This is a genomic window from Paraliobacillus sp. PM-2, assembly GCF_001368815.1.
In the GTDB taxonomy this organism is placed as follows: Bacteria; Bacillota; Bacilli; order Bacillales; family Amphibacillaceae; genus Paraliobacillus.
In genome coordinates this window covers 349,973-364,603 of record NZ_CTEI01000002.1, presented here as the reverse complement: position 1 = coordinate 364,603, position 14,631 = coordinate 349,973, and the positions used below count along the sequence as shown (strand labels likewise).

Here is a 14,631-nt window from a genome sequence, read left to right as displayed (position 1 = left end):
TTTCCTTCTTTTTTGATGATTGTCATCGTTTGTTTTTCAATAGACGTGTTTATTTCTTAAAATGAATTATATATTTATATGGTAGTTGTTTCTTTTTAAAAAATGCTATAATATAGTTCTGTATCTATATTGTGTCGAAGAGGTGAGAAGATTGCTAGATGTCATGCACTTACCAGTAACTAATCTATTAGGTATGTTTTTATACCTTCTTTTATTTATATGTTTGTCGGTTGTAGTTACTAGTATTGTTTTTTATGTAATACCCAAAAAGTTTCATTTTACATTTTATAGTACAATTACTGGAATAGTAGTTTTTATCTCCATTCTATTATGGTGGTTTATTATTGTTCGGTAATCATATATATCTGTGTTAGATCAAGCATTATACATATGTTTTGGATGTGCCATACAAAAAAATAAGAAAGAAAACTCTACAATTTGTAGAGTTTTTTTAATGGGCTAATTTTAAAAATGTAAATGAGCATTGTTCATTTTGTTTTTTTCCTAGATTATTCAATTTGTAAAATAGGGCTTTACAATGACATCTTTATCAAGTACAGTATTAACTGTACTATGATTAGTAATACGGTTAATACAGTTAGAGAGGGAGGTTAGATATGTTTGATCTAGATTTACGTAGTCGAAAACCAATATATGAACAATTAGTGGATAAATTTAAAGAATTAATCATTAATGATGTGATGCAGACAGACGAAAAGCTTCCATCTGTACGAATATTAGCACAGCAGTTAACTGTTAATCCAAATACGATACAAAAGGCATATCGTGAACTAGAAACACAAGGCTATATTTACTCTGTGAAGGGAAAAGGAAGCTTTGTTGATGGTACAGCGAAAAAAGTTAGTTCACACGAAGTAAATAAAATTCGATCAGATTTAGAGAAACGCTTAGCCGAAGCATTTTTTATCGGAATAACTAAAGACGAAATATATAAAATAATCGAATTAACATATGAACAAATTGGAGGTGGAGATAAAGATGATTAAATTAACACAAATTTCAAAGCAATTTGAAAAGGAAAAGGTGTTAGACCATATCTCATTTGCAGTAGAAAAAGGCTCTATTTATGGTTTATTAGGTTCCAATGGTGCAGGAAAAACAACACTCTTAAAAATAATTGCCGGTATTTTAAAACAAGACCAAGGGGAAATAGGTATAAATAAACAGCCAGTATATGAAAATCCAAATGTAAAACAAAAAGTGATGTTTATTCCCGATCTGCCTTTCTCTTTTCCGCAATATACTGTAAAACAAATGGCTGAATTCTATGCAAATATCTACGACACATGGAATCAAGAACGATTTCATAAATTACATACGTTACTTGGATTGGATTTAAATCGAAAAGTAGCTCGTTTTTCCAAAGGGATGCAAAGGCAAGTAGCATTCTGGCTAGCGTTATGTACCATGCCGGATGTATTAATTCTAGATGAACCATTTGATGGTTTAGACGCAGTAGTTCGTCAAAAAATTAAAAATTTAATCATTCAAGATGTGGCTGATAGACAGATGACTGTTATTATCTCGTCACATAACCTTCGAGAGATCGAGGATATTTGTGATCATGTAGGTATTCTACATCATGGTTCGTTTATATTAGAAAAAGACCTAGATGACTTAAAATCAGATATTCATAAAGTACAAATTGCATTTAAGAATGAAGATTTCAAGATACTCGAGAAATTAGATATTGTTCATCAAGAGAAAAGAGGTAGTGTTTTTCTATTAATTGTAAGAGGGAGTAGAGAGGCAATTGATCAGATGATTTTATCTCATGAGCCTGTAGTTTATGATTTACTTCCACTCACATTAGAAGAAATATTTGTTTATGAAATGGGAGGTGTTGGTTATGCAATCGAAAACATCTTGGTATAAGAAAGAACTAGTAAAACAAGATTTCCGTCAAGTTGGTTGGATTAGCTTAATATACACAGTCATTTTGATTTTTGTATTACCATTAAACATAGCGATGTACCTTAGTCAAGATGATATGAATAGATATATAACTAGTGATACGTATACAAACTTATTTCAATATATCACGGAGATCCAAATTCTCACTATCTTTATTGCACCGGTATTACTAGCGATATTCCTATTTCGTTATATGCAAACAAAACAATCTGCTGATTTTATGCATAGTTTACCAATGAAACGACAAGTGATTTTCTTCCACAAAGTTGGTTTAGGAATTGCACTTTTAGCAGCAACAGATTTAATTATTTGTCTTATTTTAGTATTTATGGAGTGGGGTTTTGATGTCTCACTATTTTATACCTTAAGTGATATTGCACCATGGTTTGGCTTAAGCTTATTGTTACAAACATTTGTTTTTGTTGTTGCCGTATTTGTAGGAATGTTAACTGGAGTATCTGCTATTCAAGGCGTTTTCACCTATATTTTCTTATTATTCCCTGTTGGAATATCTATGCTTGTTATGTATAACTTGAATTATGTACTGATTGGATTTCCAGATAATTATTTTCTTGAAGATCAGCTATTACAGTATTCTCCAATCACTTATAGTTGGGAATTGCTTCATAATATGAATGTTTCTTTTGTAAACATTTCGATTTATCTATGTTTCATTTTATTTATTACTGGACTCAGCCTTTGGTTGTATACCAAGAGAAAAGTAGAAGCTGCGTCTCAAGCAATTGCTTTTTCACCATTACGACCAATATTTAAGTATGGATTTACTTTTTGTATGACATTAGTAGGTGGATTTTATTTTGGAGAGGTACAGAATAATTATGGTTGGTTAATTTTTGGTTACATTTTCGGATCTGTTTTCGGTTATATATTAGCACAAATGATTTTAAAAAAGACATGGCGCGTATTTACTGAATGGAGAAGCTATTTCTATTATGTGTTAGGTTGTGGATTATTATTTATGCTAATCTCGCTTGATATTACTGGTTATCAAAACCGAATACCTGATACGGCTGATATTGATCAAGTCTATGTGAATGAACAGTCGCCAAACTACTGGAATCAAAAAAACGGTTACGACCATAATGGAATCACGTCCACTCAATTGATTTCTAATGTGAGAAAACTACATCAAATATTAATTACTTCGTCTGATCGTTCACAAATATATAATCATGGTAATGATACCATTGAATTACGTTATGAATTAGAGAATGGCCATAATGTGGTAAGAAAATATAATGTCCCTAATATAGCAGCATTAGATGACTTTTTAAAACCTATTTATGAGTCAAAAGAGTACAAAAAAATGAATTATCCAATCTTTTTATTAGACGAAAATAAGGTGAATCATATTGAAATAAATATACTTTCTGGTCGCTTTCAAGCAGGCGAAAGGATTACTGAAAATACACAAATTAATGCATTAATGCATGCATTGAAAGAAGATGTATTTAATATGTCCTATGAGGATATACGTCATCCAACCAATGGTTTAGTAGATATTTCCATTCGATTTAATGATAATCAACATCCTATTTATGTACCAATTCAATCTAATTATTCTTCGTTTTTTGATTGGTTGAAAAATCATGGGCTTTATGAAGATGTAATAGTTACCGCTGATGATGTAAATGCATTGTACATTCACAAGTTTACAAGGGATAGTGATCAAATATACAATCGTGATTCATATTTAAACAGTGATAAGGTAATTAAATTTACAGGAGAAGCAGAAATAACCTCTTTACTCCAATCAATCAGTCAACGTGGTGCTTATCAACAAGATACTATTTATGGCATTGCTATTGATCTGAAGCGAACGGATGAGTTGATAATTCAAATATTAGAATCGACTAAAGTACCTGATTTTGTTTTAGATGTTATTGAGTAAAATGGGGGTAGAAGCGACATGGTAACTCTAGAAACAAGTGGGGGAGAAACAGGTGCCTTCAACAATTACTTTCAACTGTATTACAAAGAAATGGTAGCTGTTGCTACACATATAACGAAAGATTGTTATTTGGCAGAAGATGTTGTACAAGAAGCATTTATTAAAGCTTATCGCCACCAAAAAAACATTGAAGATACATCAAAATGGAAATATTGGATCAAAACAATTGTCAAACGAACAGCTATTGATACATTGCGAAAGCAGCAACGCTTTCAGACGTTATCTGCAGATCATTGGATCGATAATCATATAGCGGGCTTGAATGATAGCTGTTCATTTGTAGAAGAAGCAATGGAAAAGAACTTTATGTATCAACAAATTATTACTATCATTGATCAATTAAATCCAAGCTTAAAAAATGTACTTTTTTTAAAAATTTATTTTGATTTGTGTGATAAGGAAATCGCAGAAAAGTTAAATATTTCTATATCAGCGGTAAAAACACGTTTATATCGGGCAAGAATAAAGTTGCGTAAAGACATAAAGCAGCATTCGAAAACATCTATTCCGAAGTGGCTTGAAGTTTCTTAACGAAATAAACCTCCTGTTAAATATTTCTGGTAGTAAAATAAACAACAAAGGAAATAGTATAAGCAGGAGGTGAAAAAACATGAAAAACAGAAACATGGTACTTCCTATTTTAGCTTCAATTGGTGTTGGTGCTGCTACTTATTACAGCATGCGACGTAACAATGGTATGGGTAATATGATGTCAAAAATGACAAATGCAATGAATCAACAACAGTAAATATAAAAAATAACAATCGAGCAGGCGAATAATACCATTCGTCTGCTTTCCTTATACATAGCTTCTCCTTTTTTATTTTGTTATAATAAGTAAAAATATAGATGAAGGAGTGGAGAGAAGATGGGGAATCAATTCATTGGATATATTGGAACATATACCAAACAAGAAAGTGAAGGAGTTTATAAATTTGTACTTGATTCAGACAAAGGGTTAGTCACAGAAGTAACCTCTGCTGCGAAGTTAGATAATCCTACATATCTTACCGTTTCTAAGGATAATAAGTATCTTTATGCGGTATCAAAAGAAGGAGAAAATGGTGGAATAGCCTCCTTTACCATTAATCCAGAAACTGGCCAATTGTCGCTGTTAAACAGCCAAACATCCGTTGGTTCAGCTCCTTGTCATGTTAGTGTAAAAAGTGATAATTCCAACGTTGTAACAGCAAATTATCATACAAAACAAGTGAAATCTTATTTGACTAATCAAGATGGTTCTCTACAACCAGCCATTGACGTAGCTGAACATGATGGGTCCGGTCCGCATGAACGTCAAGAAAAACCACATATGCATTATGCTGGTTTTACACCAGATGAAAATTTTATCATCGCAATTGATTTAGGTAGTGATAACATCATTACGTATAAATCTGAAGAAGGAAAATTAACTAAAGTTCACACATTACAAACAAAGCCTGGTAGTGGTCCACGTCATATCACTTTTCACCCAAATGGGCAATATGCTTATGTTATGACAGAACTTAGCTCAGAAGTAATTGTTTTATCCTATAATAAAGAAGAGGGATCTTTTACGGAAAACCAATCTATAAGTGCTATTCCTACTGATTATAAAGGTGTTAATGACGGTAGTGCAATACACGTTACCAAAGACGGCAAATTTGTTTATGTGGCCAATAGAGGACACAATAGTATTGCGCAGTTTGCAATTAATCAAGAAAATGGTGAACTTACCTTTATAGAATGGGTGTCAACAGAAGGAGATTGGCCAAGAGATTTTGTGATTGATCCGACGGAAAACTATGTAGTTGCTTCCAACCAAAAATCTGGTACATTAACACTTTATAAAAGGGATAAAGTTACAGGGGAATTGACAATGATACAAAAGAATATAAGTGCTCCTGAAGCCGTTTGTGTGAAATTTTTAAATTAATAAATTAGAAAACGTATAGAGTTGTCTTTTAGGCAACTCTATTTATATGCTAAGAATTGTGTTGAATAGGCGCTGAAATTTGGTGAAAACTAACTGTAACGTGAAGGAGGTAAAAGTATGAGAGCAATCATTTGTATGAGTTTTTTTATATTTTTAATGTCTATACAAAGTGTTAGTGCTTTTGAGGTAGACATTGGTCAGTCGACAAATCATTTATGGGAGAAGAAATATGAGGAAATGATAGATACAAAGTTATATGAACATCAATTTAAATCATGGCATCATTTTATTCAAAAAACTAACACGTGTAAAGTCACCAAAAAAGTGAAGGTTACAGTGAATTATTGTAAGATACACGAGCACTATACAACAGAAATTACACATTTGGACATTATGCATAGTAAAAGACATAATTGAAAATTAAAACCTCCCAAATAGGAGGCTTTAATGAACGGTGTGTTTTGTTTCAAACGCATCAATTTTATTTGAATGGGTTAAGGTCACTGAAATTTCATCCCAACCATTTAACAACATCTCTCTAGGATAATCTGCTAAATCAAAATTCGCTTCAAAACCATTGGAATCAAAAACTTTTTTCTTTTCAAGATCAACGGTTATATAATAATCATCTGCTTCCGCATTGTTGATTAATTCTTGTACTTCTAAATCAGTTAATTTAACTGGTAATATGCCATTTTTAGTACAATTATTATAAAAGATATCTGCGAAACTAGGTGCGATAATAACCTTAAACCCGAAATCTTGCAATGCCCATGGTGCATGTTCCCTTGAAGAGCCGCAACCAAAGTTATCTCCAGCTACTAAGATAGATGCGTTAGAATACTTAGGGTCATTCAACGAGAAATCCGGTTTCAATTGATCTTTTTCATCAAATCTCCAATTATAAAATAAAAATTGACCAAATCCTTGTCTAGAAATTCGTTTTAGGAATTGTTTCGGTATAATTTGATCAGTGTCAACATTTGCACGGTTAAGCGGGTATACTAAACCATTGTGTTTTTTTAACGGCTCCATCTTATAAACCTCCTTTTAGATCAATTGCTAAGCTGTTGGGACTGATAATGTTCTTACATCAACAAACTTACCTTCAATTGCAGCAGCTGCAGCCATTTCAGGACTTACTAAGTGTGTGCGAGCCCCTGCACCTTGTCGACCTTCAAAGTTCCGGTTAGAAGTAGAAGCACATCGTTCACCTGCCGGGACAATATCGCCATTCATGGCTAAACACATGCTACAGCCTGCACCTCGCCATTCAAATCCGGCTTCTTTAAAGATATTATCTAATCCTTGCTCTTCAGCGGCTGCTTTTACTGATTGTGATCCTGGAACAACAATAGCGCGTACATTTGGATTAACTTTTTTCCCTTTTATGATACTCGCTGCGCGCTCAAGGTCAGCTAGGCGAGAATTGGTACATGAACCAATAAAAACATGTTCAATCGGAACAGATGTGATTGGTGTGTCGGCTTTTAATCCCATATAGTCTAAGGCATGATTGATTTCATTACGTTCATTTTCATTATCAGTATTGTTTGGATTCGGTATGTTTCCATTGATAGGAATACACATACTTGGGTTGGTTCCCCATGTTACTTGCGGTTCAATTTCATCGGCATTAATTTCTACCGTTGCGTCATAGACAGCATCTTCATCTGTAGCTAATTCTAACCATTCACTAGCAATGTGATCAAATTCCGTTTCAGGTGGCGCGTATTTTCTCCCTCTTAGAAAGTCAACCGTTTTTTCGTCCGGGCTAACAAGTCCAGCCCTTGCTCCGGCTTCAATAGACATATTGCAAATAGTCATTCGACCTTCCATCGATAAATTTCGAATTGCTTCACCAGTATACTCAATTACGTATCCTGTTCCAAATTTAACTCCAAATTTACCAATAATAGCAAGAATAAGATCTTTAGCAGTTACACCGGTACCAAGATTACCATCTACTTTAACATTAAGGGTTTTTGGTTTTGATTGCCATATTGTTTGTGTTGCAAGAACATGTTCCACTTCACTTGTACCTATTCCAAATGCTAATGCACCGAATGCACCATGAGTGGAGGTATGACTGTCACCACAGACAATCGTTTTTCCTGGTTGAGTAAGTCCTAACTCAGGTCCAATAACATGAACAATTCCCTGATGTTTATGATTAATGTCTGCCAATGGAATTTCAAATTCCGTACAGTTTTTCTGTAGTTGATCCATTTGCTTTTTTGATATTTCATCCTTTATTACATTACGATGCACGGTAGGAACGTTGTGATCCATCGTAGCAAACGTTAGATGTGGTTGACGAACTTTACGTCCCTTCATGCGAAGACCTTCAAAGGCCTGAGGAGAAGTTACTTCATGGACTAAATGAAGATCAATATATAAGAGGTCTGGTCTACCTTCTTCATGATGGACTACATGTTTATCCCAAATCTTCTCTATGACCGTTTTAGGTTTACCCATGATTGCTTCACTCCTTTGTTATTTTATTTATATATGTTTAATAATCATCTCTGTCAATTCATTTGTAGTTACGCATTTGCCGTTATTAATATTTAAATCTGCTGTATGATATCCTAATGCAATGGTCTTATCTACAGCTTGCTCAATTGCTTCTGCCTCTGATTCCATACCGAAGGAGTAGCGTAATAACATAGCACCAGACAATATCGTTGCTATTGGATTAGCAATACCTTTCCCTGCAATATCAGGTGCAGATCCGTGTGCTGGTTCATATAAACCAACCCCATTCTCTGCAAGACTAGCGGAAGGTAGCATTCCTAATGAGCCAGTTAACACAGATGCTTCATCACTTAAAATATCTCCAAACATATTTTCGGTAACAATGACATCAAAATCACCAGGATTCGTTATTAATTTCATAGCAGCTGCGTCAACTAATTCATGATGAACTTCTACATCTGGATAGTCTAATTTCTTTTCTTCCACAATCTCACGCCAAAATTTACTTGACTCTAACACATTAGCTTTATCAACTGATGTTAGTTTTTTTCTACGTATTTGAGCACTTTGAAATGCTTTATCAATTATTCGTTCCATTTCGTAACGTTGATAATAAAGGGTATCTATGACAGCATTCCCGTTTTCGATTCGTTCACTTGGTGTTCCAAAATATAAACCACTTGTTAGTTCTCGTACAATTAATAAATCGCTATCCTTAATAATTTCTTCTTTTAAAGGAGAAGCACTTAATAAAGCATGAAATCCCTTTACTGGTCGTAAATTTGCATATAAATCAAGTGTTTTGCGAATACCTAATAGTCCTTTTTCAGGACGCAGGTTAGAAGGATTTTGATCCCATTTTGGACCACCAACTGCACCTAACAAAACAGCATCTGCAGCCTTACAAGCTGTAACTGTTTGATCAGGTAGAGGAGTGCCATATAAATCAATCGCACTTCCTCCAATTGCTTGTTTTTCAAAAGTAAAAGTATGATTAAAATTATTTGATAAATGAATGAGTACTTTTTGGGTGGCATCGATTATTTCAGGACCGATTCCATCTCCAGGAAGTAAAACGATATGCTTTGACATTCTAAGCTACCTCCAAGCTAAGCATTACTATCTATAGTGGATTTTTCAAGTTTTTTAGTAATAAATATTCGATTAATTGCGTTTAAATAGGCGTTTGCAGCAGCTTCTAAAACATCTTGAGCTGTTCCACGACCACTAACCGGCGTTTGATCTACGTTCATGCTTACATGAACTTCGGCTAGAGCGTCTTTTCCCTTACCAATAGAGCTTAAGGTAAAATCAGTTAGTTGGATTTCTTCTTCAATGAGTGCTTCAATGGTATTATACAAAGCTTCCACACTACCTTGACCTGTTTGGGCAGTTTTTACTTCCTTTCCGTCTGGTGTGAGGAGTAGAACTGTTGCGGTTGGTAGGTTCTGTGAATCATATTGAACTTGAAAAGATATAAGTTTATATCGCTTTCTGTTTTGAATATCTGTTTGAATATCTGTCAAAATAACAAACAAATCATCATCCGTTACTTCTTTTTTACGATCTGTTAATTGTTTAAACGCTTGAAATGCTTCAGATAATTTATTCTCACTAAGTTTAAACCCTAACTGTTCAATTTTATCCTCAAAAGCATGTCGGCCGGAGTGCTTACCTAACACTAAGTTATTGGATTGAATTCCAACCAATTCAGGAGTAATAATTTCATAAGTTTCTGCGTGTTTTAATACGCCGTCTTGATGAATACCTGATTCATGCGCAAAAGCATTTCTACCGACAATTGCTTTATTTCCTGGAACGACCATTCCAGTAAACTTACTTACTAAATCACTTGTTCGTTTAATTTCTTTTAAAACCATATTGGTAGAATACGGATAGAAATCTTCTCTTATTTTTAGTGCTACAGCAATTTCCTCCAAAGCAGCATTACCAGCACGTTCTCCAATGCCATTAATTGTTCCTTCAATTTGTGTGGCACCATTTTGCATTGCCGCAATGGAGTTTGCAAGTGCCATGCCTAAATCGTCATGGCAATGACAAGAGAGATCAACCTTGTCAATGTTTGAAACATTATTTTTAATGTAATTAAACATTTCTCCATATTCTTTTGGTGTAGTGTACCCAACTGTATCTGGCAGGTTGATGACCGTTGCTCCTGCATCAATCACTTTTTCAATGATCTCTGCTAAGAAGGGTAGTTCTGTACGTGAAGCATCTTCAGCTGACCATTCAATGTCTGTGCATTTTTGCTTTGCATGCTTTACCATTTCTACAGCAACATTAATTACTTCTTCAGGCGTCTTTTTTAATTTGTATTTCATATGAATAGGGGAGGTAGCAATAAACACATGTATTCTTGGCTTTTTGGCATGTTTAATTGCTTCCCAAGCACGGTCAATATCCTTTGGATTTGCCCTGGCTAGGGCAGCGACTGTTACTGAATGAACCGTATTGGCGATCTGTTGCACCGCATTGAAATCCCCTTGGGAGGAAGCAGGAAAACCCGCCTCCATAACATCTACACCTAATCTTTCTAATTGTTTAGCAATTTCAAGTTTTTCTAATTGATTTAAGTTAACACCCGGTGATTGTTCACCGTCTCGAAGTGTTGTATCAAAAATCTTAATTTGCGTCATCCGAGACCACTTCCTTCTTCGCATTTGCCTTTTGTTTTACAAATGGCATTAACTCACGAAGCTCTCTACCAACTTTCTCAATTAAATGATCATTTTCTTTTGCATTTGTGGCATTAAATTGTGGGCGATTTGCTTGATTCTCTAGAATCCACCCTTTAGCAAATACACCTGTTTGGATATCTGTTAAGACATCTTTCATACGAGCTTTTGTTTCTTCATTAACAACTCTTGGTCCTGAAACAAAATCACCCCATTGTGCAGTATCAGAGATAGAATAGCGCATCCCTTCAAGACCACCTTCGTACATAAGGTCAACAATAAGTTTTAATTCATGTAAACATTCAAAATAAGCAACTTCTGGTTGGTAACCAGCTTCAGTCAATGTCTCAAAACCAGCTTTAACAAGACTAGTTAATCCGCCACAAAGGACTGCTTGCTCACCGAATAAATCAGTTTCTGTTTCTTCTTGGAACGATGTTTCTAATATACCTGCGCGACCAGCACCAATTCCTTTTGCATAAGCAAGTGCTGTTTCTTTGGTATGACCAGTATAGTCTTGATAAATGCCATATAATGCTGGAACTCCAGCACCTTCTTCAAAAGTACGACGAACAAGATGTCCAGGGCCTTTTGGTGCTACAAGAAATACGTCTACATCTGATGGTGGTACAATTTGGTTAAAATGAACGTTGAAGCCATGTGCGAAAACAAGTGCATTACCAGCTTCGAGATTAGGTTCAATACTCTCTTTATAAATAGTTGGCTGATACTCATCTGGTAACAGTACCATGATAACTTCTGCAGCTTTCGTTGCTTCAGCTACTGTTTTAACTTCTACACCGTCTTCTACTGCCTTATCCCATGACTTACCTTTTCTTAAACCTACAACTACGTCAAATCCACTTTCTTTTAAGTTCAATGCATGGGCATGACCTTGTGACCCATAACCAATAATCGCAATTTTCTTATTTTTTAATACCTCTTCTTGAATATCGTTGTGATAAAGTACTTTTGCCATTTTTTCTACATCCTCTCAAGTATAATTTTTTTATAGTAAATGATTAATACATTTTACTTCCTAGTTTAATAATGAAAATGATACATTTTCTTGTGACTGTTGTGGTTGTTGTCCGCGTAGAAACGCGGTAACACCCGTTCTTGCTAATTCTTTAATTCCATAGGGCCTTAATAAATCAATTAAGGCTTCCACTTTATCTGACTTTCCGGTAACTTGCACAGATAATGTGTCTTTACTTACATCAATAACGGTTGCACGGAAAGGTTCAATAATTCCCTGTATTTCAGATCGAAGTTGACTGTTACTTACTATTTTTATCAATGCAAGTTCCCTTGCAACAATTGCTTTATCCGTGATATCAGAAACCTTTAAAACATCGATTTGTTTATTTAACTGTTTTGTCACTTGCTCTAACTTTTGATTATCTTCCACATCAACTACAAAAGTCATCTTCGATATACCTTCCGTTTCAGTACGACCAACAGATATACTTTCAATATTGAATTGTCTTTTTTGAAGTAACCCGGTGATACGATTGAGTACACCACTTCGATTTTGTACGGTAGCAGTTATGATTCGTTTCATGGTTTCACCCCTATCATTTCATGAATTCCTTTACCTGGTGCAATCATTGGATAAACATTTTCTTGTTGTAATACACGACAATCTATTAATACTGGACCATCGTCTGCAAGAAGCTTAGGAAGTTTTTCCATTAAATCCTTTTGAGATTCAATTTTTGCACCTTTGATTTCGTACGCTTCAGCTAATTTGACGAAATCTGGTTGAATGCCAAAGATAGATTCAGAGTAGCGCTCTTCGTAGAACTCTTGTTGCCATTGTCTAACCATTCCTAGAGCAGCATTGTTTACAATAATAATTTTAACTGGTAAATCTCTTTCTTGAAGGATCGATAATTCCTGTAAAGTCATTTGGAAACCACCATCACCAACAATGGCAACCACTTTATCCTTTGGTGCAGCTAGTTGTGCGCCAATTGCTGCTGGAAAACCAAATCCCATTGTTCCTAATCCACCTGAAGTTACCCAACGATTTGGCTTATTAAATTTGTAGTATTGTGCTGACCACATTTGATGTTGTCCTACATCTGTTGCAACAATAGCATCTCCATTTGTAGCTTGATAAACTTGCTCAATCACCCATTGACCAATCATTTTCTCTTTCGGTTGGTTATACCACAATGGATAATCTTTCTTATTCGATTGGACATGTGCTAACCATTCTTTATGGCTACCAGATGACTTAATTTGTTTTAACATCAATGTTAAAGCTTTTTTAGAATCAGATACAACAGGAATGTGTGTTGTAATGTTTTTACCTATTTCAGCTGGATCAATATCAACGTGTGCCACAATTGCTGAAGGGGCAAAATGATCTAAGTTACCAGTTAGTCTATCATCAAATCTTGCACCAATATTAATTAGCAAATCACACTCATATAATGCATTGTTTGCTGCATAGGTGCCATGCATCCCAGCCATCCCTAAAAACAATTCGTTTGTTCCTGGAAAAGCACCTAATCCAAGTAGGGTGGAGGTAACAGGTATTTGATGTTCTTGAGCGAATGCAAATAGTTCATCTGTTGCCTTTCCAATAATTACTCCAGCCCCAGCAAGAATAACAGGCTTTTTAGCGGTTTTAAGTGCTTCACCTAATTTCTTGATTTGCATTGGATTTGGTTTAGTTGTTGGTTGATAACCAGGTAAATAAAAATCCGTATCATACTGATCAATACAAGGATTTGCTGCTAAATCTTTTGGAATATCAACAACAACTGGTCCCGGTCGCCCTGTAGAAGCAATATGAAAAGCTTCTTTAACCGTTCTAGGTAAATCTTTAATCGAACGAACTTGATAGTTATGTTTCGTGATAGGAGTGGTAATCCCCATTACATCCGCTTCTTGGAAAGCGTCTGTTCCAATCACATTTTGAGCTACCTGTCCGGTGAATACAACTAGTGGGATAGAGTCCATCATTGCATCAGCAATGCCAGTTACTAAATTTGTTGCACCTGGTCCAGAAGTTGCAATGACAACACCCGGTTTGCCAGAAACACGAGCATATCCTTCGGCTGCATGAATAGAACCTTGCTCATGGCGAGCTAATACTTGATTAAAAGATTCTTTTGCTCGATATAAGGCGTCAAAAATAGGTAGTACCGCGCCACCAGGATAACCAAATAAAGTATCAACATCGGCTTCAATCAGTGTTTCTACCAATAAATCAGCACCTGTTTTTGGTGCTTGCTTTGCAGCAGTTATTTTTTTCTCTTGCATATCTTTTGTTTGTACCATCTTATCCCTCCTAAGAGTATTAATTGAGCTTTTAAATCTGTTGATAAATAAAAAAAACCTTTTTCTCCTAATAAAGCCGATATGTTCAGCATTACAAGGGAGAAAAGGTCTAGCTTTTCACGGTACCACCCTGATTCACAGTATTTTCACAAATACTGCCTTATGAAGCTACTTCGTGTATGCATAATTACATAGCTTCAATTTTTAGTAACGAGTGCCTTTGTTCACACCCGGTTAAATATACTTAGTAGTAGTTCCTACTGTTCCATTCAACACTCCGAGACGATGTCAGAATAACTTGTATTTCCGGGCTTCCAGCAACCCCGGCTCTCTGTATATAC

The 14,631-nt window shown here is 35.1% G+C and carries 14 protein-coding genes; 7 read left to right on the top strand and 7 right to left on the bottom strand.

Annotation, left to right across the window (positions count from 1 at the left end):
- Positions 1–617 precede the first annotated feature (617 nt).
- From BN1058_RS10625 to BN1058_RS10600, 7 genes are all read left to right on the top strand, one after another.
- On the top strand, positions 618–1,007 hold the full coding sequence (locus BN1058_RS10625) for a GntR family transcriptional regulator (RefSeq protein WP_090857170.1): 390 nt from the start codon (positions 618–620) through the stop codon (positions 1,005–1,007).
- A complete protein-coding gene (locus BN1058_RS10620; RefSeq protein WP_090857167.1) occupies positions 1,000–1,896 on the top strand; it encodes an ABC transporter ATP-binding protein in 897 nt (298 codons plus the stop codon). The genes BN1058_RS10625 and BN1058_RS10620 overlap by 8 nt, the downstream gene beginning before the upstream one ends.
- The gene (locus BN1058_RS10615) at positions 1,871–3,847 is read left to right on the top strand and encodes a DUF6449 domain-containing protein (protein ID WP_090857164.1); all 1,977 of its coding nucleotides are present in this window, start codon (positions 1,871–1,873) and stop codon (positions 3,845–3,847) included. The genes BN1058_RS10620 and BN1058_RS10615 overlap by 26 nt, the downstream gene beginning before the upstream one ends.
- A gap of 18 nt (positions 3,848–3,865) precedes the next feature.
- Positions 3,866–4,438, top strand: a complete 573-nt coding sequence (locus BN1058_RS10610; RefSeq protein WP_090857161.1) for an RNA polymerase sigma factor — start codon at positions 3,866–3,868, stop codon at positions 4,436–4,438.
- A gap of 79 nt (positions 4,439–4,517) precedes the next feature.
- Positions 4,518–4,655 (top strand): hypothetical protein, encoded by a 138-nt coding sequence (locus tag BN1058_RS14350; protein WP_176694496.1) that lies wholly within the window; start codon positions 4,518–4,520, stop codon positions 4,653–4,655.
- 120 nt (positions 4,656–4,775) lie between these two features.
- Entirely contained in the window at positions 4,776–5,822 is a 1,047-nt protein-coding gene (locus BN1058_RS10605; protein ID WP_090857158.1) for a lactonase family protein, read from the top strand.
- Between the two features lie 117 nt (positions 5,823–5,939).
- On the top strand, positions 5,940–6,239 hold the full coding sequence (locus tag BN1058_RS10600; RefSeq protein WP_090857155.1) for a hypothetical protein: 300 nt from the start codon (positions 5,940–5,942) through the stop codon (positions 6,237–6,239).
- Positions 6,240–6,266: 27 nt separating this feature from the next.
- Here BN1058_RS10600 and leuD read toward each other — a convergent pair whose 3' ends face one another.
- The 7 genes from leuD to ilvB are packed head-to-tail and all read right to left on the bottom strand — an operon-like array spanning position 6,267 to position 14,272.
- Positions 6,267–6,857, bottom strand: coding sequence for a 3-isopropylmalate dehydratase small subunit (gene leuD, locus BN1058_RS10595; protein WP_090857152.1), 591 nt, complete (start codon positions 6,855–6,857; stop codon positions 6,267–6,269).
- A 27-nt stretch (positions 6,858–6,884) separates the two neighbouring features.
- The gene (gene leuC / locus BN1058_RS10590; protein WP_090857149.1) at positions 6,885–8,300 is read right to left on the bottom strand and encodes a 3-isopropylmalate dehydratase large subunit; all 1,416 of its coding nucleotides are present in this window, start codon (positions 8,298–8,300) and stop codon (positions 6,885–6,887) included.
- A 27-nt stretch (positions 8,301–8,327) separates the two neighbouring features.
- Positions 8,328–9,392: a 3-isopropylmalate dehydrogenase gene (gene leuB / locus BN1058_RS10585; RefSeq protein WP_090857146.1), complete on the bottom strand. Its 1,065-nt coding sequence runs from the start codon at positions 9,390–9,392 to the stop codon at positions 8,328–8,330.
- 17 nt (positions 9,393–9,409) lie between these two features.
- Positions 9,410–10,957, bottom strand: a complete 1,548-nt coding sequence (locus BN1058_RS10580; RefSeq protein ID WP_090857142.1) for a 2-isopropylmalate synthase — start codon at positions 10,955–10,957, stop codon at positions 9,410–9,412.
- Positions 10,944–11,975 (bottom strand): ketol-acid reductoisomerase, encoded by a 1,032-nt coding sequence (gene ilvC, locus BN1058_RS10575; protein WP_090857139.1) that lies wholly within the window; start codon positions 11,973–11,975, stop codon positions 10,944–10,946. The genes BN1058_RS10580 and ilvC overlap by 14 nt, the downstream gene beginning before the upstream one ends.
- 60 nt (positions 11,976–12,035) lie before the next feature.
- A complete protein-coding gene (gene ilvN / locus BN1058_RS10570) occupies positions 12,036–12,560 on the bottom strand; it encodes an acetolactate synthase small subunit (protein ID WP_090857136.1) in 525 nt (174 codons plus the stop codon).
- Positions 12,557–14,272 (bottom strand): biosynthetic-type acetolactate synthase large subunit, encoded by a 1,716-nt coding sequence (gene ilvB / locus BN1058_RS10565; RefSeq protein ID WP_255307072.1) that lies wholly within the window; start codon positions 14,270–14,272, stop codon positions 12,557–12,559. The genes ilvN and ilvB overlap by 4 nt, the downstream gene beginning before the upstream one ends.
- Between the last annotated feature and the right edge of the window lie 359 nt (positions 14,273–14,631).